At 66.8% G+C, this 18,675-nt stretch carries 15 protein-coding genes and 1 riboswitch; of the genes, 2 read left to right on the top strand and 13 right to left on the bottom strand.

What is annotated here, in order from left to right; translation table 11 throughout:
• Window positions 1–33 precede the first annotated feature (33 nt).
• The gene (locus tag G7Y50_RS08450; RefSeq protein WP_165053051.1) at window positions 34–372 is read right to left on the bottom strand and encodes a 4Fe-4S dicluster domain-containing protein; all 339 of its coding nucleotides are present in this window, start codon (window positions 370–372) and stop codon (window positions 34–36) included.
• On the bottom strand, window positions 365–2,728 hold the full coding sequence (locus G7Y50_RS08445) for a molybdopterin-dependent oxidoreductase (RefSeq protein ID WP_165053054.1): 2,364 nt from the start codon (window positions 2,726–2,728) through the stop codon (window positions 365–367). The genes G7Y50_RS08450 and G7Y50_RS08445 overlap by 8 nt, the downstream gene beginning before the upstream one ends.
• 383 nt (window positions 2,729–3,111) lie before the next feature.
• Between G7Y50_RS08445 and G7Y50_RS08440 the strand changes: the two genes are divergently transcribed.
• Entirely contained in the window at window positions 3,112–3,339 is a 228-nt protein-coding gene (locus tag G7Y50_RS08440) for a hypothetical protein (RefSeq protein ID WP_165053057.1), read from the top strand.
• Between the two features lie 174 nt (window positions 3,340–3,513).
• On the opposite strand, the gene G7Y50_RS08435 is transcribed toward G7Y50_RS08440, so the two are convergent.
• The 4 genes from G7Y50_RS08435 to G7Y50_RS08420 form a co-directional block, all read right to left on the bottom strand.
• Window positions 3,514–3,789, bottom strand: a complete 276-nt coding sequence (locus G7Y50_RS08435; protein ID WP_165053060.1) for a hypothetical protein — start codon at window positions 3,787–3,789, stop codon at window positions 3,514–3,516.
• A gap of 167 nt (window positions 3,790–3,956) precedes the next feature.
• Window positions 3,957–5,231, bottom strand: a complete 1,275-nt coding sequence (locus G7Y50_RS08430) for a nitrate/nitrite transporter (RefSeq protein ID WP_165053063.1) — start codon at window positions 5,229–5,231, stop codon at window positions 3,957–3,959.
• A gap of 172 nt (window positions 5,232–5,403) precedes the next feature.
• Window positions 5,404–5,748, bottom strand: coding sequence for an oxidoreductase (locus tag G7Y50_RS08425; RefSeq protein WP_165053066.1), 345 nt, complete (start codon window positions 5,746–5,748; stop codon window positions 5,404–5,406).
• Between the two features lie 14 nt (window positions 5,749–5,762).
• On the bottom strand, window positions 5,763–8,165 hold the full coding sequence (locus G7Y50_RS08420) for a molybdopterin-dependent oxidoreductase (protein ID WP_165053069.1): 2,403 nt from the start codon (window positions 8,163–8,165) through the stop codon (window positions 5,763–5,765).
• Window positions 8,166–8,537: 372 nt separating this feature from the next.
• On the opposite strand from G7Y50_RS08420, the gene G7Y50_RS08415 reads away from it, so the two are divergent.
• A complete protein-coding gene (locus G7Y50_RS08415; RefSeq protein ID WP_165053072.1) occupies window positions 8,538–9,926 on the top strand; it encodes an MFS transporter in 1,389 nt (462 codons plus the stop codon).
• 615 nt (window positions 9,927–10,541) lie between these two features.
• On the opposite strand, the gene G7Y50_RS08410 is transcribed toward G7Y50_RS08415, so the two are convergent.
• The 7 genes from G7Y50_RS08410 to G7Y50_RS08380 form a co-directional block, all read right to left on the bottom strand.
• Complete coding sequence (locus tag G7Y50_RS08410; RefSeq protein WP_165053076.1) at window positions 10,542–11,720, bottom strand: phosphoribosylaminoimidazolecarboxamide formyltransferase; 1,179 nt, start codon at window positions 11,718–11,720, stop codon at window positions 10,542–10,544.
• Window positions 11,721–12,051: 331 nt separating this feature from the next.
• Window positions 12,052–12,687: an IMP cyclohydrolase gene (locus G7Y50_RS08405; RefSeq protein WP_165053079.1), complete on the bottom strand. Its 636-nt coding sequence runs from the start codon at window positions 12,685–12,687 to the stop codon at window positions 12,052–12,054.
• A gap of 88 nt (window positions 12,688–12,775) precedes the next feature.
• A riboswitch (ZMP/ZTP riboswitch) is annotated at window positions 12,776–12,859 on the bottom strand.
• Between the two features lie 59 nt (window positions 12,860–12,918).
• Window positions 12,919–13,908 carry an XdhC family protein gene (locus G7Y50_RS08400; RefSeq protein WP_165053082.1) on the bottom strand — a complete coding sequence of 330 codons (990 nt, stop codon included), beginning with the start codon at window positions 13,906–13,908 and terminating at the stop codon, window positions 12,919–12,921.
• A 289-nt stretch (window positions 13,909–14,197) separates the two neighbouring features.
• Complete coding sequence (gene purN, locus G7Y50_RS08395; RefSeq protein WP_165053085.1) at window positions 14,198–14,812, bottom strand: phosphoribosylglycinamide formyltransferase; 615 nt, start codon at window positions 14,810–14,812, stop codon at window positions 14,198–14,200.
• Window positions 14,796–15,875 carry a phosphoribosylformylglycinamidine cyclo-ligase gene (gene purM / locus G7Y50_RS08390; protein ID WP_206214812.1) on the bottom strand — a complete coding sequence of 360 codons (1,080 nt, stop codon included), beginning with the start codon at window positions 15,873–15,875 and terminating at the stop codon, window positions 14,796–14,798. Before purM ends, purN begins: the two co-directional genes overlap by 17 nt.
• Window positions 15,876–16,133: 258 nt before the next feature.
• Window positions 16,134–17,606: an amidophosphoribosyltransferase gene (gene purF / locus G7Y50_RS08385; RefSeq protein WP_165053091.1), complete on the bottom strand. Its 1,473-nt coding sequence runs from the start codon at window positions 17,604–17,606 to the stop codon at window positions 16,134–16,136.
• Window positions 17,603–18,675 (bottom strand): class B sortase (locus tag G7Y50_RS08380; RefSeq protein WP_165057027.1); only part of this gene is annotated, 1,073 nt, incomplete at its 5' end. The genes G7Y50_RS08380 and purF, both read right to left, overlap by 4 nt.

Here is an 18,675-nt window from a genome sequence, read left to right as displayed (position 1 = left end):
GCATGACGCCGCTGCGTCAGCGTTCGGCGAGGCTTAGGCCTGCGCGTTGTAGATGACGCTGCGCGGGTGCTTCTCGGCCAGCTTCGCCAGGTTCTCAAGCGTGTCGTACACCATGATGCCGGACTGGCAGTGGTGCACGCAGTTGGGGAGGCGCCCCTCCGCTACGCGGTCGGCGCAGAAGTCGCACAGGTGCGTGGGCAGCGGCAGGTAGGTGAGCTCCCACGTGCCGTTGACGTTCTTGCGCGGACCGTCCTCGAACACCACGATGCCATGCTGCCCTTCGGGGAGGTTGAGCGCCTTCTTGCAGGCCACCTCGCACGTATGGCAGCCCGTGCAGTACTCGTAGTTGATGAAAAGTCCGTAGTTACTCATATTTATAACCTCCCATGGCCAGCTTCTCAACGCGGTCGTACTCCCAGCCGCCCATGCGCGTTACCTGCTCAGACGGCATGATCTTGCTGTTCTCCTCCGTGCAGGGGTAGATCTTGCACAGAAGGCCCTTGTAGGGCGCGCCGTAGCCCGTCTCGCCGACGACCATCATCGTCGTGAGGTTGTTGATGTTGGAGTCGAACACGCCGAACAGGTTGGGCTCGGCGCCCTCGGTCTCGGGGAACCACCAGCCGTGCTCGGCGCTCGCGCAGCCGGGCTTCATGCCCTCGGTCACCCAGGCGATCTGACGGCAGCGGCCGCGCTGGTTCTCGATCCACACCCACTGGCCGTCCTCGATGCCGTACTTGGCGGCCGTCTCGGGATGGATGCGCACGCGCGGGTTGGGATGGAACTCGCGCATCGTCTTCTGGTTGCGATGCTCGGAGTGGAAGAACTCGAAGGAGCGATGGCCCGTGGTGAGGACGATCGGGTACTCCTCGAAGCGCTTCGGGGTGCTGATCGGGCTCTCGGGCGGCTCCTCGTAGCTCGGCAGCGGGTCGTTGCCGAACGCCTCGAGCGTCGTGCAGTACAGCTCGATCATGCCCGTCGGGGTGTTGAAGCCGGGCTGGCCGTCGGGGCGCAGCAGGCCCTTCTCGTAGCGATGGTACTCGAGCGGCTCCCAGTCGTAGACCATCTCCTGCAGGCCGGCGAAGTCCTCGGGGACGTCGCCCTCCTTCAGGCGGGCGTTCAGGAGGTCGATGTCGGTCTCGTACGGCCACGCCTCGGGGTTCAGCCTCTTGCCCAGCTCGAGGATGATCTGCTCGTCGGTCTTGGACTCGTAGTACTCGACCACGCGCGTCGACTGGCGCAGCGGCGTCCACCACGTGCGCAGCTGGTTGCGCTCGGGGCTCATGGCGCACGGGAGCACGATGTCGGCGCAGGCGACGGCCGTCGGGGTGATGCAGTAGTCAACCACCACGTTGAACTCGGTGGTCTTGATGGCCTCGTACACGCGCGGAGCCTCGGCGGCCATGTTGGCGATGGAGTTGCACCCCTGGAACCACAGCATCTTCACCGGATAGGGCTCGCCGCACTCGATCGCCTGGAGCACCACGTCAGACGCCGCGGTGGAGCTCAGGCCGAACTGGTGCATCGGCGAGATGTCGTTGCCCAGGCGCTTGGCGCGCATGTCGACGTCGAGGTTCTCGAAGTAGCCGCACAGATACGCGAGGTTCATGCTGTAGGCCTCGCGGGCGAGGTAGTTGCCGCCGGCCTGGTCGACGTTGCCGCAGATGGCGTTCAGCGACATGAGGCAGTGGGCCTCGGAGATGCCGTTGACGCGCATGTCGGTGGTCAGGCCCCACTGCAGGGCGCCCGGCTTGGCAGCGGCGAACATGCGCGCAGCCTTGCGGATGTCCTCGGCGTCAACCCACGCGATCTCGGCGGCCTTCTCGGGGGTCATGTCCTTCACGCGCGCGGCCAGCTCGTCGAAGCCGTACGTCCAGTTCTCGACGAAGTCGTGGTCGTAGAGGTCCTCCTCGATGATCACGTTGGTCATGGCCATGGCGATGGCGGAGTCGACGCCCGGACGCGGCTGGATCCACACGTCAGCGCGCGACGCGAGCCAGGTGAGGTCGGGGTCGACCACGATGAGCTTGGTGTTGGCCTGCGTCATCATGTCGACGATCCAGTGGCCCAAGAAGCCGTCGCCGTTGGACTTGATCACGTCGTTGCCCCACACGAGCACGACCTCGGGGTACTCGTACTCGGGATGGTCCCAGCGCTCCTCGTTGAACTGGGACGCGTCGACGACGGGCAGGTCGCCGCACACGCAGAACGACAGCGACGTGCGGGGAACCATGCAGCAGTCGCCCGACAGGAAGCCGAAGCTCATGTTGGGCGAGCCGAAGCCCGCGTAGCAGATGAGCGGGTTCTGCCAGCACACGTTGCGGCCCGTGCCGATCATGCCGCAGATGGCCTCGGGGCCCCACTCCTTCTGGATGCGGCGCACGTTCTCGACGATGATGTCGTACGCCTCGTCCCAGCTGATGCGCTCCCACTGGTTCTCGCCGCGCTCGCCGACGCGCTTCACCGGCCACTTCAGGCGGTTGAGCAGGTCGTTGCACGCCTCAGGCAGGTTGAGGCAGCGCATGCACAGGCGCCCGCGGTTGTACGGCTGGTTCGGGTCGCCCTCGACGCGCTCGAGCTTGCCGTCCTTCACGTACAGCAGGATGCCGCACGAGTTGTGACAGCCCGGCGCCGACCAGTGGCACACGCGGTAGACGTCGTAGTCCCCCTCCTTCCAATGGAAGTCAGTCTTGTAGAGTTCGGGATTGAACTTCTTCTCAAAAAGCTCCATAACCCACCTTCCTCTTCCTTTTCTCTCTTGAATCGGGAATCTCCCGCTTGTCTCCAAGCGCCTGAAAGCGCCTCGCTCGCAATGCCTCCGGCTGCGGGAGAGCCCTGAACATCGCCAGCATAGGGAACCGGCCGAAGAAGGCATATGGAGAAGCCTACAAACCCTCGCGCCCATTTTTTGGAGCCTTCTTCATGCGGCACGCTCGGGCGCCCGGCTTCCAAAACCTCCAAGATAAGCACCCCGTTTTTTGGACGGTTTGCCATATCCCCCGCCGTCGAAGCCCCTTAGACTCCTCAACCGTCGGGCTCGCCGCCGAGCGCTCCTCAAGCGCGGTCGCGCGGAGAGCAGCCCCTTCACGAACAACCCGAAGAGAGGATCCAACCATGTGCTTCAGACCAGCCGAAGTGTCCGGCCCCAAGAAATGCCCTGGATGCGGGAAGATCATCCCCGTCATCCCCAACATGCCCTTCCCGGAAACCTGCAAGGGCTGCGGCGCTGACCTGTCGTCCATCGCGCCGGGCGGCGCCTCCGCGGGCACGCCGAGCGCGCCAGGGGCTCCCGCTCCCCGCACGCCGGGCGCGCCTCAGGCGCCGGGCGCACCGCGGCAGTAGCGCGGCAGCAGCCCACCTCGCCCGATCGCGCTTCGGCGGTCGGGCGGGCGGCACCTTGCCGCCGCCCTCAACTACGTCGTTCTCCTTCTCGCGAAGCAGAGGCGCGCAAAAGGCCGCCTCTGCTTTTTTGCGGCGCGGCGCCGTCGGGCTGCGCGGCGCCGTCGGGCTGCGCGCTCAGGCTGACGCAGGCTGGGCGCCCGCGCTGGCAGGCGCGTCCGCTCCCGCGGATGCGCCCCCCTCCGGCACGCCTGCCGCATCTGCGCCCGCGTCGCGGCGCGGATGGCCCATGACCTTCGTCGGGTCAAGGTAGAGCGACGATCCGCACGCCTCGCATGCGCGCGCACCGCGCTCGTTCACGTGGCGGCACGCCGGGCACCGGCGCACGAACACGCCTGGCGGCGTCTCGCCGCGGCACCTCCCGCAGTTGAAGCAGTAGTGACAGTTTCCCATGTGCCTCTTTCTCGAAACGAGAGGCGCACGTGCCTCGCATGTGCGCCTCGGACGCATGCAGGGCCCCCGCATGCGCGGGAAGCCCTGATGCGCTTGACGACCACAAGGCGCCCGCCCTGAAGCCGGGCGCCTCGGTCTCGGGCCTCAAGCCCGGTGAGGTGCTCGGCTTAGGCGGCCTTGCCCTCGGCGGCGGCCTTCTCGTCGGCGATCTTGTCGGCCACGTTCGAGCGAACGTTGCTGAACAGGAACATGCTCAGGAAGGACAGCACGCACAGGATGGCGATGCCGATGTAGATGCCCTGGTAGAACACCAGTCCGTCGGTCTGGCCCGTCACGGCGATCACGAGCGGGGACAGCACGTAGGACCCCAGCAGGAACATGCCGAAGTTCTGGAAGGTGGCCTGGACGCCGCCGACCACGCCGAGGTGCTCGCGCTTGACGCTCGGCAGAAGCGCAGGCAGCATCTTGACGATGGGCATCATCGAGCAGAAGAACACGGCCTGCAGGATGTAGAGGACCCACGTCATCGGGCCGTAGGGCACGAAGTACAGGACGCCGAAGCAGACGGCGCTGCCAGCGCAGCAGATGAGCGCAGGCGTGCGCATGTTCTTGAAGCGCGCGACGAACACGACGGGCAGGATCATGGACAGCGTCGCCGCAATGACGGTGTTGAGGGTGGACAGCGTGCCAGCCTCAGCAGCGACAGCGGGATCGCCGCCGGCGAGCGTGGTGATGGCAGCGACCATGAAGCTGGAGTTCGGGTTGCTCATGCCGCCGAACACGAGGAACGCGAAGATCGAGATGCCCCAGACGTCCTTGTTCTTGAGGACGACGCGCAGGTACTCGACGATGGGCTCCTTGTCGATCTCGTCTCCGTCAGGATGCTTGCGATACAGAAGGAGCCAGATCACGATGCCGATGGCGACGAGGGCGGTCGAGAAGATCCAGCCCTCGTTGATGGTGGCGATGTGGGAGCCGTAGAACAGGGCGAGCGCGGCGCCGAAGCTCATGCCGGCGGTGTACACGCCCATGGCGAACGAGTTCGCCTTGCCCGGGAACCACACGCGCAGAAGCTTCGCGGAGTTGGCGTTCAGGGCGGCCGGGGCGAAGCCCATGACGATGGTGCCGATCATCAGCATGGCGAAGTCGCTGCCCGAGAAGATGCGGATGGCGACGCCGACGAGGCAGATCAGAAAGCCCGTGACCAGGACCTTGTTCAAGCCGATGCGGTCAGCCAAGACGCCCGCGGGAATGGCGAACAGAAAGCCCGTCAGATACGGAGCGGTCATGATCATGGAGAACATCATCGGCTCGATGCCGTATTGCTGCATGACCAGGATGGCACCGCCACCGGGCAAGATAACGCTGAACTGGATGGCGACCAGGATGAAGGTCATGCCGATGAGGATAGCCCAGCGTCTGGGGTATAACTTCTCCTCCATTTTGTTTCCTCCTAGAAATACTATAATCCCCTATGGACCGCAGCCCCAAACAGGGACAGCCGGCTGTTTCATCAGCCAGCCGCCCTCGCCTGGAACGTGCGGGGTCATGGCGGCTCGCCCCCTTTCCTACAAGCGCGCGAGCCGCCTTTTCCCTTAGATCAGCGCCTGCGCGCTACTTCGCGAAGATGACCATCTTGTCCTTCGCGGCAGCCTTCGCCTTCGCGGCGAGCTCCTCGATCGGGCCGTACACCATGACGCCGGCCTGGCAGTGATGCACGCAGGTGGGGAGCTTCCCCATGTCGACGCGCATCGCGCACAGATCGCACAGGTGCGTGGGCACCGGGATGTAGTCGAACTCCCACACGCCGTCCGAGGACTGGCGCGGGCCGTCCTTGAGCACCTTGATGCCGAAGTCGCCCTTGGGCATCTCGTGCTCCTTCTTGCAGGCCACCTCGCAGGCGTGGCAGCCGGAGCAGTACTGGTAGTCGATCAGAAGACCGTATTCGCCTCTCGTCATTTCTCTAACCCCCTCTATTTCCGCATGTCGTAGAAGCTCGGCGTGTCGGTGGCATGGGACTCGCCATGCGAGTAGCCGCTGCCACGGGTCACCTGGAAGGACGGCTGGTCCTCCGGCGCGCTGTTCTCCGGCGTGCACGGGTAGACCTTGGCGATGGAGCACTTGATGGGGGCGCCGTAGCCGGACTCACCGTTCTCGCACTGCGGGATCAGGTTGTTCGGGTTGCAGTTGAACACGCCGAACAGGCTCGGCTCGGCAGCCTCCTGCTCGGGGAACCACCAGCCGTGCTCGGTGGAGATCACGCGCGGGTCGAGCGTGGAGTCGAAGCGCGCCACCTGGCGGCACTTGCCCATCTGGTTCTCGATCCAGACCCACTGGCCCTCGGCCACGCCGTACTTGGCAGCCGTGTCGGGGTGGATGTCGAAGTACGGAACCGGATGCAGCTCGCGCGAGGTGGTGTCGGCCTGGCGCCACTCGGAGTGGAAGAACTCGAACGAGCGCTTGCCGGTGGTGAGCACGAGCGGGTACTCCTCGCAGAGCTCCGGGGTGCGGTAGGGGCTCGTGGGCGGCTCCTCGTAGAAGGGCAGCGGGTCGTCGCCCCAGGCGTCGAACAGCGTGACGGACAGCTCGTAGAGGCCGGTCACCGTGTTGAAGCCGGGCTGGCCGTCAGAGCGCAGCAGGCCCTTCTCGTGCTTGTAGTAGCGGAAGTCGTGGTAGTGCCAGCCGCCCGCTTCCTCGAGCTCCTCCATGCTGTCGTAGCGGCAGGCCGGGGCGGTCTGCATGCGCCAGTTCATGTAGTCGCGCGGCGTCTGCACCCACTCGGGCCACACGTCGGGGTTCAGGCGATGGCCGAGGTCGATCATGATCTGCTCGTCTTCCTTGGCCTCGTAGTACTGGCCGCACTTCGTGAGCGAGCGGATCGGGTCGAACCACACGCGCACGCAGTCGCGCTCGTTGGACATGGCGCACGGCAGGATGAGGTCGGCGCAGGCCACGGCAAACGGGGTCTTGAACATGTCGATCACGCAGATGAACGGCACGTTCTTCATGGCGCGGTAGATGCGCGGGGCGTCCTGGCCCATGTTGGTGATGGGGTTGGACGACTGGATCCACAGCATGTTCACCGGACGCGGGTTGCCGTTCTCGTCCTTGCCCGTCTCGCACGCCTCGAGGATGCAGTCAGACTGCGAGCTGGCCGTGAAGCCGTACTTCTTCAAGTTGTACTTGGAGTTGCCCAGGCGCTTCTGCACCATGCCCTCTTTGAGGTACTCGATGCCGGAGTTGTAGCCGAACTCCAGGCCGCCGGCCTGGTCGATCAGGATGTTGCCGCCGGGGTTGTCGATGTTGCCCGTGATGCCGGCCAGACACGCGATGCCGAGCGCCGTCTGCGTGCCGATCTTCGACATGTCGACGGCCAGGCCCCACTGGATGGTGGACGGCTTGGCCTGGGCGTACCAGCGCGACGCCTCGATGAGCAGGTCCTTGTCGATCCAGCAGATGTCGGCGACCTTCTCGGGCGGGTACTCCTGCACGCGCTCGCGCAGGTCCTCGAAGCCGAAGCACCACTTCTCGACGAACTCATGGTCGTAGAGGTCCTCGTTGATGATGATGTTGAGCATGCCGAGCGCCAGGGCCGCGTCGGTGCCGGGGCGCAGGCGCAGCCAGTACTTGGCCTTGCTGCCGATCCAGGTGAGCTGCGGGTCGATGGAGAGCAGCTCGGAGCCGCGCTTCATGCACTCCACGATCCAGTGGCCGAGGAAGGCGTCGGAGTTGCACACGACGGGGTTGGTGCCCCACAGCACGATGCACTCGGGCACGACCCACTCGGGATCGTCCTCGTAGCGCGTCTCGCGGAACTGGCTCATGTCAGCCACCCACTGGTTGCCCATGACCACATAGCACAGGGCCGTGCGGGGCAGCATGCAGGAGTCGCCCGAGAGGAAGCACAGCGTGAGGTCCGGGCCGCCGAAGTTGGCGTACTGGTTGTGCGCGATGACCTGGGAGACGTTGCGGCCGGTGCCGATCATCGAGATGATGGACTCAGGTCCGTCGGTCTCCTGGAACTTGCGCACGTTCTCGCAGATGATGTCGTACGCCTCATCCCAGCTGATGCGCTCCCACTTGTCCTCGCCGCGCTCGCCGACGCGCTTCATGGGGTACTTGAGGCGGCTCTCGTGGTTCACGAGCTCAGGCAGCTCGAGGCAGCGCATGCACAGGCGCCCCTGGTTGAACGGCGAGTTCGGGTCGCCCTCGACCTTGACGAGCTTGCCGTCCTCGTCGGTGTAGAAGATGACTTGGCAACCCTCGTGGCAGCCCGGGCCCGACCACATGGTGGTGCGCGTCGCGGTGAGGTCGCCCTCCTTCCAGTGAAGCTTCTTCGGGTACAGGTCGAGGTTGTACTCGTTGTTGTACTCCATTCCGTCTCCTCTCTTGAGTTTCCCTATGCGGCGCCTGCCGCCAGGGGATGCGCCTCCCGCGCTTGCCGCCTCCCCGAGGGCCGCGAAGCCGCAGTCCCTCGAAGCGCGCATGGCCCGCGCGGCTGGCGCAGCCGCCTGGCGATTGCGCGCGCTGAGCCGAACATGGCGGCCGGACGCCGCCTGCTCCCCCACAGCGCTGCGCGCACTGTGCGCCGAACATGGCCCATTCTAGAAAGCGAGGGCTGCGCCCCGAAACGGTAAAGCTTCCAAAAAGGATCGTGAAGTTTTGGAGGATCCTCCATAGGCGCCGCAAAGCGGCGATTCCTATACTTCTCGGCAACTCAAACACGGCAAAACGCGAGGAGGAGTCACATGGGAAACGAGGAAAAGCGAGGTGGCGGGCACATGGCAGACGCCACGGGCGCGAAGCGCGAGAAGCAGCGGATGAGCGCGCCATACGTGAAGACCGCCGCCGCGGCCTGCCTCATCATGAGCGCCATGATCGCAGGCACGGTGAGCTTCGGCTTCTTCATGGATCCGGTGACGCGCGACCTGGGGTTCGACCGCTCCACGTTCTCGCTGTACTTCAGCCTGATCACCATCGTGGGCACCATCACGCTGCCCGTCTACGGCAAGCTCGTGGCGCGCTTCGGCACGCGCCGGTTCGTGATATGCGGCGGCATCTGGACGGGCCTCACCATGGCAGCCCTGTCGCTCTGCGCGACGCTGCCGATGTTCTACGTGGTGGGATGCCTGATCGGACTCGGATTCTTCGGCTGCAGCTACGCGGTGGTGCCGGTTATCGTGAACACGTGGTTCGTCGAGAAGAGCGGGTTCGTGATGGGCGCGGCCGCCGCGTGCGGCGGCATCGTCGCCATGGTGCTGAGCCTGGTGTTCCCCGCGGTCATCGAGTCTTTGGGCTGGCAGGCGGGATACGTTCTGCTCGGCTGCGTCGTGTTCGCGCTCACCACGCCGGTGGGCTTGCTCCTGCTGCGCTCAGACCCCTCCGAGCTGGGGCTTGCGCCCTTCGGCGCGCAAGCTGGCGCGCAGGCTGGCTCGGGCAGCGCGGGCGAGCTGCCGGGCGTGCCCTACGCCACGGCGCTCAAGATGCCACAGCTGTGGGTGATCCTTTTGGCCTTCCTGCTCCTCGCCGTCACAGTCACCGTCACGCAGCACCTGGCCGCGTACTTCGTGAGCGTCGGGTTCGATGCCATCACCGCCGGCGTGTTCATGTCGGTGATCTCCGCGGGCATCATCTTCACCAGCTCGGGCGCCGGCATCGTGGCCGACAAGCTCGGCCTCGTCAAGACGCTGTTTCTGTGCTCGGCGCTGTACCTGGTCTCGTTCATCCTGCTGCCCGCCACGCCCGTCGTCGCGGTCATCTGCGTGGCGCTCATCCTGATGTCCATCGGCAACGCCAACACCTCGGTATTCGCGCCCATGGTCACCAGCGTCGCGTTCGGCCCGCGGGATTACGCTGCCATCTGGGGACTGGTGAGCATGGCGAACGTGCTCGGCCAGGCCATCGGCGCGCCGCTGTGGGGCCTCGCCTATGACCTCACGGGCAGCTACGTCCCCGGCATGTACGTCTCCGCGGCGGTCATAGCGGTGGCGTTCCTGATGCTGGCCTGGGCCTCCAAGCCGAAGGCGGCCGGGGGCGCGACCGAGGGCGCAGCGGCCGCCGCAGCTTGCCCCGTCGCAGCCTCGGGAAGCGCCACGGCGAGCACGGGCGAGACGTCGGCTGCCGCGCCTGGCAAGTAACCTACCCTCGGGCGGCAACCCGCCCTCATCCCCCCTAGAGAGAGCCCCGCGAGCCGAAGGCCGCGGGGCTCTCTCACTGCGCATGCTCAGGGCCGCGCGCGACGCGCCTCGCCCGCCCCACCACGCCAACCACGCCCATCGCACCGGCTACACCAGCCAAGCCAGCCACGCCCATCGCACCGGCTACACCAGCCACGCCCGCTCACATTCCGCCCCACTCGCTCACCTTCCGTCAATCGCCGACAACGGTGCTTTTCCATCCACCCCTCAGGTGATTCTGGATGAAACGAGGCCGTTATCGACGATTTCTCGGAAAAAGTGGCTGGAGAATGCGCGTTGTCGGTGGTTTTCGGGGCTTGGAGCACCGATAACGCGCGTTTTCCAGCCAGCTTTTCCAAGCCGTGGATGCAAAGAGGGCGTTGTCGGTGTACGAGCCTCAAGCCCCAAAGTGGCTGAGGCGGCTCTCCCGCCTTCCCGCCCCTCTTTGGCTATGGGAAAGCTTCCGCACATGCGCAGGGGCTTGAGCCGTATGAGCACGAAGGGGCCCGCAGCTCGGTGAGCCGCGGGCCCCTTCGCCTCGCTCTCAAGCAGCTCTTACCTCATCTCGAGCAGCTCTTAGTGGTGGAACAGACGCATCCCCGTGAAGGCCATGGCGATACCGTACTTGTCGGCCGTCTCGATCACGTTGTCATCGCGGATGGAGCCGCCCGGCTCGGCGATGTAGGCCACGCCCGACTTACGCGCGCGCTCCACGTTGTCGCCGAACGGGAAGAACGCGTCGGAGCCCACGGTCACGCCCTCCATCTTCGCGATCCACGCCTTCTTCTCCTCCGCCGTCAGCGGCTCGGGCTTCACGGCGAACACCTGCTGCCACTCGCCGTCGCGCAGCACGTCCTCCCACTCGTCGGAGGTGTACACATCGATGGCGTTGTCGCGGTTGGGACGGCGGATGCCGTCGACGAACTGCAGGCCGAGCACCTTGGGATGCTGGCGCAGCCACCAGTTGTCAGCCTTGCCGCCCGCCAGGCGCGTGCAGTGGATGCGGCTCTGCTGGCCGGCGCCCACGCCGATGGCCTGGCCGTCCTTCACGTAGCACACAGAGTTCGACTGAGTGTACTTCAACGTGATGAGCGCCACCATCATGTCGATCTTGGCGGCGGCGGGGATCTCCTTATTCGCCGTCACCACGTTGGCCAGCAGCTCCTCGTTGATCTCAAAGTTGTTGTGGCCCTGCTCGAAGGTGATGCCGAACACGTCCTTGAGCTCCTGCTCGGCGGGCTCGTACGCCGGGTCCACCTTGACCACGTTGTACTTGCCCTTCTTCTTGCTCGCGAGGATCTCAAGCGCCTCGTCGGTGTAGTCCGGGGCGATGATGCCGTCGGACACCTCGAGCTTCAGGTAGCGCGCCACGTCGGCGTCGCACGTGTCGGACAGCGCCACCCAGTCGCCGTAGGAGCACAAACGGTCGGCGCCGCGCGCGCGGATGTAGGCGCAGGCGATCGGCGAGAGCTCGCCCTCCTGCTCGACGAAGTACATGGCGCGGTCGGTCTCGGTGAGCGGGTGCCCCACCGCGGCGCCCGCCGGGGACACGTGCTTGAACGACGCCGCCGCCGGCAGCCCCGTGGCGGCCGCAAGCTCGCGCACGAGCTGCCAGGAGTTCAGGGCATCGAGGAAGTTGATGTAGCCGGGCTTGCCGTTCAGCACCTGAAGGGGCAGGTCAGAGCCGTCCTTCATGAAGATGCGCGAAGGCTTCTGGTTGGGGTTGCAACCGTACTTCAGTTCCAGTTCGTTCATAAGATCTCCTTTGCTGTCATAGTCGTCGGGTGCGGGAGCGGGGTGTGGGGCAGCATTCCGTGCTCAAACAGTCCTCGCTCAATGAAAATGTCCACTGGACATTTTCATTCGCTGCGGAACTGCGCGCGGAGCACTGCCCCGCCCCATGCTAATCGTTGCCTCAATTGAGGGATTGCGCAAAGGGGCTGGCAGGCGTTCCAACCGAGCGAGTTCCGCAGCGACTGTGACAGTCCAGCGGACTGTCACACAAAGCGAGGACTGTCTGAGCGAATTGGAATGCCTGCCAGCCCCGCTCCCTGCCGACCGCCCCCGCAAGTCGCAGTTGTGAAACCTAGTCGCCGAGGTTCTTGTTGTAGAGGGTCACTTCCCCGCCGACGTTGGCGTAGAGCGACACCTTGTTGTCGGCGTTGAGCGCCGCCCACACCGCGTCGGGATCGGGCAGGGCCACCTCGACCGGCTCGCCGGCGAACGTGGGCAGCGGGTCGCCATCGCCCTGATACGTGCTGATGAAGTAGCCCGTGCCTTCGTCAGCGCCCTCGTAGGCGAAGAACTCGCGCAGGCAGCGGCCCGATTCCTGGTGCTTCAGGATGGACAGCTCGAAGGTGCCGTCGGGGTTGACGATCGCCGAGATGCGCGGCGTGAAGTTCGGTGCGTCGGGCTCGAACTCGCGCTTCATGCAGCCCGCGCGGAAGTCGCCCGCCTCCACGATGGTGTCGGTCTGGTCGCCGTTGGTGACCACGAGCGCGTCGCCTAAGGCGCGCACCGGATGGTAGATGATGAGGCTCGGATCCTCCAGAAGCGCCGGGTCGTGCGCCTCGGTGCGAATGCCGTCCTCGGTCTTGACGAAGATGCGGTTGCGGCTGTTCCGGCTGCGTCCCATGATGAAGTAGTAGACGCGGTCCGCTCCGACCACGATGCCGCGGCCCGGATACGAGTTGTTCTTGAGCAGTTCGATGAGGTCTTGCATCAGCACTCCTTGTCAGTCGTCCCTCATATCGGCACGCCGAGCGCGCGACCGCCCCCGCGAACGCAAAAGGGCAAGCCACTCTGCTCGAACGGCTTGCCCAGACGGTCGGCTCATCTCTGCGCGCCGCTCCCCCGTGGTGACCCACGCTAGCCCGTCAGTCACGACGCGTTTCTTCTTCCACGCAGAATACCACGGCAAAGCCGCAGGCGAAAGGGCGCGCAAGCCAAGCGGCTACCGCCCGAGGCTCCGCTCGTGGCGCTCGCGCGCCTCGGCGCTGTAGCGCTGGCGGTAGCGCACGTCCACCAGCTCGGCCACGATGGCGATGGCGAGCTCCGCCGGCGTCTTGGCGCCGAACTTCAGCCCGATGGGGCGCTTGATGCGCTCCCAGTCCTCCTGCGTGGCACCCTTCGCCAGCACCAGGTCGTGCACGGTGTCGTTCTTCCCCTTGCAGCCCATCATGCCGATGTAGCGCGCGCCGCACTTCGCCGCCCACACGCAGCCCTCCGGGTCGAACATGTGCCCGCGCGTGAGCACGCACACGTAGTCCTCGGGGCGCGCCGCGTAGGCGGACAGCCCCTCGAAGGTGCCGTCGGACAAAAGGATGCGCCGCGCCGCGGGGAAGCGCTCCTCGTTGAGATAGGCCGCGTCGTAGTCGACGGCCACCACGTCGAACCCCACGTGGGCGGCAAGCGCGCACACCTCGCTCGACGCGTCGGATGCGCCTAAGAGCCACACGCGCACCGGCTCGAACAGCGCCACGCTCGCCCAGGTGAGGCCCTCGAACTGCTCGTTGTGCATCGAGGGGCCGCGCGTGACGTCCTTCATCTGGAACTTGTCGCGGTCCGAGTACGCGCGCGACGCCACGATCTCCTTGGCGTCGTTGCAGAAGAACACGAGCGGCTCGCCGTCGGCCGAGCCCGCCTCGCCGTACTTCTTCGTCACCTCGTTGTCGACGTTGGCCTGCGCCGCCGCAGCGTCGTAGACCACTTTGAAGCCGAGCCACGCCAGGTCGCCCTCGTCGATGGCGCGCAGGGCGCGCTCGAACGTGGGGATGTCGGCCGGCGTCAGGCTCTCGGCAATCACGTCGAGGTACGCCGGGCTCACGTGCTCCTTGCCCGCGAGCGCCTCCTCCGAGAAGCACGGGAAGTCGTCGGCGGCAAGCCGGGGCACCCGTCCCTCCTCGAGGTCGGCGATGATCTGCTTGAGCGCGGATTCGATCATGGAGTTCCTCTCTCTCTCGTTCGATGAAGGACGGGCGTCGAGCCGCGGGATCGAGGGATCTGGCTGCGAGGGAGCTGCGCATGCGGACGCATCGTGCCCGGAACCAGAGCCTTCGACTCGCTTCGCTCGCTCAGGATGACATCCGTCAGGCGCCGGACATGATGCGAGCCACCGTGCCGTCCCCACAACGTAGGTTGCCGCCCTTCCGGCTCGGGAAAAGCGGAAGGGCGAGACCCGTAACGATTATCAGTGACATAGGGGGGATGCATCCCACGGCACTATAGCACTTTTATTCCGAAATGTGGATAATCCTCTTTTCGTCCATGCTCATGCGGCCCTCGGCGATGGCGCGCAGGACCTCGGGGTAGAGCACGTGCTCCACCGCGTGGATGGCGCTCTCCAGCTCGTCGATCGTCCAGCCCTCGCGCACCTCGACGGCGCGCTGCGCCACGATGGGGCCCTTGTCGTAGTCCTCGTTGGCCAAATGCACCGTCACACCCGTCACCTTCACGCCCGCCTCGTACGCGTCGGCGATGGCGTGCGCGCCCTTGAACGAGGGCAGCAGCGCCGGGTGCAGGTTGAGCACGTGGTCGGGGAACGCGTCGAGCACCACGGGGGTGAGCTTGCGCATGTAGCCCGCCATCACCACGTATTCCGCGCCCGCGGCCCGCATCTCCTCCACGATGCGCGCGTCGGCCGCGGCCGGGTCGGCGTACGCGTCGCGGTTGAACGCCGTGACCGAGATGCCCGCCGCCTTCGCGCGCTCGATGCCGTACGCGTCGGGACGCGACGAGATCACGTGCACGATCTCCACCGGCAGCCCGTCGGCCGCGGCGTCGATGATGGCCTGGAGGTTGGTGCCGCTGCCGGAGAGCAGCACGCCGATCTTAAGCGCTGAAGCCATAGAGCCCGCCTTCGTTCGCATACCGGACCTCGCCCGTGCCGGACACGACGCGCCCGACGCGGTACGTCGTCTCGCCCGCCGCGGCGCATGCGGCCTCGACGGCCTCGGCCTGCGCGGGGTCGACGATCAGCACGAGGCCGAGGCCCATGTTGAAGGTCTTGAGCGCCTCGGCCTCGGAGAGGTGCGCCGCGTCGCACACGTATTCCACCACGGAGGGGACGGGCCACGTGCCGAGGTCGACCTCGGCGTCCACGCCCTCGTTCAGCGCGCGGTTGAGGTTCTCGGAGATGCCGCCGCCCGTGATGTGCGCGAGCGCGCGCACCGCGCCCGGGCACGCGTCCACCACGGCGCGCACCGGCTTCACGTAGATGCGCGTGGGGGTGAGCAGGGCCTCGAGCACGCTGCGCCCCTCGAGCTCCTCGCGCGGCGCGCGCAGCTCCTCGGGCGCTCTGCCCTCGACGCACACCTTGCGCGCGAGCGAGTAGCCGTTGGAGTGCAGGCCGCTCGAGGCCAGGCCGATGAGTACGTCGCCCTCGCGCACGCTCTCAGGGTCGAGCATCTTCGGGCGGTCGACGATGCCCACGCAGAAGCCCGACAGGTCGTAGTCGTCCGGGTCCATCACGCCGGGGTGCTCGGCCATCTCGCCGCCGATGAGCGCGCAGCCGGCCTGCTTGCAGCCCTCGCCGATGCCGGCCACGATGTCGGCCACGGCCTCGGCCTTGAGCTTGCCGATGGCCACGTAGTCCAGGAAGAACAGCGGCTCGGCGCCCGTGGCCAGGATGTCGTTGGCGCACATGGCCACCAGGTCGATGCCCACCGTGGAGTGCTGCCCGAGCATCTGGGCCACCTTGAGCTTGGTGCCTACGCCGTCGGTGCCGCTCACGAGCAGCGGGTCGGCCATGTCCTTGGCCGCCGCGATGGAGAACAGGCCGCCGAAGCCGCCGATATCGCCCACGACCTCGGGACGGTACGTTTCGTGGACCACGCCCTTGATGGCGTCAACCGCGCGCGCGCCCTCGGCCGTGTCCACCCCGGCCTGGGCGTAAGTCACCTGTTTTTCCATGAGCATCCTTTCCAGGGAATTACCGATACCTCGAATTATATACATTCGCAGGTCGAACGCGTGCATCAACATGCAGGCGCGCTCTGCTTGGGGACACCCGCGCATCGCCGCCTCGTGTCATCCTGAGCGGAGCGCCCGGAGGGCGCGGAGTCGAAGGATCCGGTCGCACGTGAGCTGCGCATGCGGGCGCGCCGTGTTCGGGGCCAGATCCTTCGACTCGCTTCGCTCGCTCAGGATGACATAAGGAAGAAAGATTGCTCAGGACAGGGGGCAGGGCTCGCCTGGGTCGCGCTTGGTTTGGAGCGATCTCTTCGCCGTCTCCGCGGGAATCTCCACGGGGTATTCGCCGGTGAAGCAGGCCTCGCAGAAGCCCTGGGTGCGCGCGCCGGCCACCGACCGGCGCAGCCCCTCGAGCGAGATGAACGCCAGCGAGTCCGAGCCGATCCACGCGTTCATCTCCTCGAGCGTCATGTTAGCCGCGATGAGCTGGTCACGCGTGTCGGTGTCGATGCCGTAGAAGCACGGCCACGTCACCTCGGGGCTCACGATGCGCAGGTGCACCTCGGTGGCGCCCGCGTCGCGCAGCATCTGCACGAGCTTCTTCGACGTGTTGCCGCGCACGATGGAGTCGTCGATCACCACGAGGCGCTTGCCCGCAAGCACGCTCGGCAGCGGGTTGAGCTTCAGGCGGATGCCCAGCTGGCGCATGGCCTGGGTGGGCTGGATGAACGTGCGCCCCACGTAGCGGTTCTTCACGATGCCGTCGGTGTAGGCGATGCCGCTGGCCTCGGCGTAGCCGAGCGCCGCCGGCACGCCCGAGTCGGGCACGCCGAGCACGAGGTCGGCCTCGACGGGCGCCTCCTGCGACAGGATGCGGCCCATGGCGCGGCGCGCCTGGTAGACGCTCTGCCCGTCGAGCAGGCTGTCGGGACGCGCGAAGTAGACGTACTCGAAGATGCAGGCCGCGGGCTCGAGCGCGGGAACCGCCTGCTCGGAGTCGATGCCCGCCTCGGAGAAGCGCAGCACCTCGCCGGGGGCCACGTCGCGCACGTACTGCGCGCCCACGATGTCGAGCCCGCACGTCTCGCTCGACACCACCCAGCCGCGGCCCTCGGGCAGACGCCCGATGCACAGCGGCCGGATGCCGTGCGGGTCGCGGAAGGCGTAGAGCGCCCGCGAGGTGACGAGCACCATGGCGTAGGCGCCCTTGAGGTTCTCCATGGCGAACCCGATGCCGTCGCGCAGGCGGTGCGTCCGGCGCGTGACGAAGCCGATGGCCTTGGCGGCCACCTCGGAGTCGGTGCCCGCCCGCAGCTGCACGCCCTCGGAGATGAGCTGCGTGCGGATGCGCGCGGTGTTCACGAGCGTGCCGTTGTGCGCGAGCGCGATGAGCTCGTCGTCGATGGCCGAGATGTGCGGCTGGGCGGCCTCCCACGATGCCTTGCCGCCGCTCGTGGAGTAGCGCACGTGCCCCACGGCCACGTGCCCCTCGAGCGCGGAGAGCGCCGCCTCGTCGAACACCTGGGTGACGAGTCCCAAATCCTTCGCCACCATGACGGTCTCCCCGTCGCCCACGGCGATGCCCGCGCTCTCCTGCCCGCGGTGCTGCAGCGCCTGCAGCCCGTAGCAGGTCATGCGCGCCACGTCCTCGCCGGGGGCGTACACGCCGAAGACCGCGCACTCCTCCTCGGGCCGGTCGGGCCGCTCACCCGGCATGGTCGACATGCTCACGAAGCCCTCTCCTCTGCCATGTCGCTGATGCTGGAAACGTCGGCGGGGTTCACCGCGTCGGCGCCGCCCTCCGCGCCCGCGTCGCCCGACGCCTGCGCAGCTGCGCCGCTTGCGGCGTTCGAGCCGCCCAGCGTCGTGGTACCGCCCGCGGGGAGGTACTCGACCACTTCCGCGAACGTGACGAAGCGGTAGGTGTCCTGAGCGTTGTCGCAGGTGGAGAACGCGAACACCTGCGAGATCTCAGACGCGGGGCGCGGCGCGGGGTCAGGCGCCACAAGCGAGTCGTCCATGCGCTTCTGCACGTAGGCGGCAAGCTCGTCGGGCGTCTGGCTCGGCACCACGACGGTGGTGTCAACGCCCGCGATGCGGTCGACGGCGAACGTGCTCAGGCGGTAGTTGCCCGCCGGCGTGAGCACGTAGATCGTGCGGTGCGCGTTGAACACGCTCGGGTCGGTGAAGCCCGCGAACGGGGCGAACATGGAGCCGTTCGCCATGTTGTGCCCGTAGACCACGTTCACCTCGTCGGTGAAGTCGCCGCTGTTCTCGCCCGAGAGCATGATGCAGCCGAATTCCGCGCCGAACTGGCCGGTGGTGTCGCCGCCGAAGGTGTGGTTGAGGTAGTAGGTGTCGTCATGAGGACGGTGCACGATAGGATAGTTCACGCCGATGCCAGGCACGTACACCCAACCCACCACGTCGGGGTTCACCGCGCGCAGGGCGTCCCAGTCAACCGAGAAGTCGGCGAGCGTGGCCGAGGCGGCGTCCTCGGGGACGGTGAGGTTGGCGCTCGCGATCTCGTCGTAGGCGCGCTGCCCGTTCCAGTATGTGAAGCCGATGTAGGCGAGCGCGCCGAGCGATGCCACGAGCACCGCGAGCGCGAGCCAGAACACCACGCGCCACGGGCCGCGCTTGCGGGCGCGCGTGGCGTAGCGCCCGCTGCCGCGGCCGTACTCGGACGGCTGCGCGGGAGGTGCGGCCTGCGGGCGGCTTGCGACCGGAGGTGCGGCCTGCGGGCGGCCTGCGGGCGGCGCGGCGGCCTGCGAACGCCCCGCGGGCGCGGGCGCGGGCT

Origin of the sequence: Adlercreutzia sp. ZJ176 (assembly GCF_011038975.1) — a bacterium.
Classification (GTDB): domain Bacteria; phylum Actinomycetota; class Coriobacteriia; order Coriobacteriales; family Eggerthellaceae; genus CAAEEV01.
This window is presented reverse-complemented; position numbering and strand designations above follow the sequence as displayed.